General features: G+C 54.7%; 1 protein-coding gene. It reads right to left on the bottom strand.

The genetic code is table 11. The annotated features are described in order from the left end of the window. Window positions 1-34: 34 nt before the first annotated feature. Window positions 35-1270, bottom strand: coding sequence for a tyrosine-type recombinase/integrase (locus tag HMPREF1546_RS00005; RefSeq protein WP_021747592.1), 1236 nt, complete (start codon window positions 1268-1270; stop codon window positions 35-37). Between the last annotated feature and the right edge of the window lie 63 nt (window positions 1271-1333).

Here is a 1333-nt window from a genome sequence, read left to right as displayed (position 1 = left end):
CGCGATGCGTGAGCATCGCGCACATCTCCGCACTTCATGTTTTCAGACCAGAACCCAGTACCGCTTCATGATAGGTGTTCAGGACGACCAGCTTGCGCTCCATCCGTACATCCACATACTGCGCCGTGACGGCTTCCAGGTTGTTGGAGAGCTGGAGCTGAATGCCGATTCCCTTCAGGCTGTGCCCCAGGATCTGTCCGACCGTATAGAAGTCTCCGGTCAGCTGGTGCATATTCGTTGCTGCCGTATGCCGCAAATCGTGAAAACGGATATGGGGCATCTCTGCGTGACGCAGAAGCTGTCCAAAATTCGCGGAGATCCTCTCCCGGCGCTTGGGAGCGCCGTTTGGCTTTGCGAATACAAGGTCGTTGTCAAAGTACGGATTCCCTGACTGCTTTGCAAAACGCTTCTGTTCCTTCTGGAGTTCCAGATGCCGTTCAAAGTATGGCTTGACGAGCGGCGTAATAGGCAGCGTCCGCTCACTGGATTTTACAGGAGCCATCTCAGAAATCACGGTGGTGTTTGCAGGCGTATTGAATGGAAGCTGCTCCACAACGCCGAAGGTATTTTCAACCAGATCCACATTCCTCCACCGCAGTCCGATGATCTCGCTGAGGCGAAGTCCGTATAGACCACCGAGCACCACGATCAGCTCCCACTCCGTCCCCATGACAACGGCCAACAGCTGCCGCATCTGATCCACCGTGTAGGGATCTGGTGTCTTGCCCTGTTTCCCGAACTTCGTCAGAATATCTCTGGCCGGGTTGCTGCTGATGTAGTGATACCGGCGGGCGTGCTCCAGAGAGACCCCCATGATTCGGTGCGCGTATTTGACCGAGGACTGAGAGAGGCCCTTTTCAGCAAGTTGCCGGTACATATCGTCCAGTATGGCCGGAGAGAGTTGGTTCAGGAATACGTCTCCGATATAGGGGAAGATGTGGTTCTTCATGTGGCTCCGGTAGCTGGCCTCTGTGCTGGGGCGGAGATTTGCAGAGCCATGCCGGTCGATCCATTCCGTCATGTACTCCTGCACAGTCATTTTCCGCTGAACCGCAGAGGGCGGCGTGTATGCTGGGTTTGTCAGTTTCGCTTTCATCTCCGCTTCATGCTGTAAGGCGTCCTTCTTTGTCAGGAAGCCCTTGCGGGAATAGGTCTTGCTCTTTCCGCCGGACTTGTACTTGACATTCACATCGTACACAGTGCCGGCCTTTCCAGTGAGTTCTCCCGCGCTGTTGCGCTTATTTCTCACGGTTCGTTCTGTAACAGCCATACATTATTCCTCCTATTTCTTTTAGAGGCGGGCGGTGGTTTGCTCTCCAAGCAAACCACCGCC

Origin of the sequence: Oscillibacter sp. KLE 1745, from assembly GCF_000469445.2 — a bacterium.
In the GTDB taxonomy this organism is placed as follows: domain Bacteria; phylum Bacillota; class Clostridia; order Oscillospirales; family Oscillospiraceae; genus Oscillibacter; species Oscillibacter welbionis.
The sequence above is the reverse complement of the archived record's forward strand: the minus strand, read 5'-3'. Positions and strand labels throughout refer to the sequence as shown.

What these genes read in the sequence shown, in the direction of transcription:
- HMPREF1546_RS00005 (WP_021747592.1), bottom strand. Translation starts at nt 1,270, where the DNA reads ATGGCTGTTACAGAACGAACCGTGAGAAATAAGCGCAACAGCGCGGGA.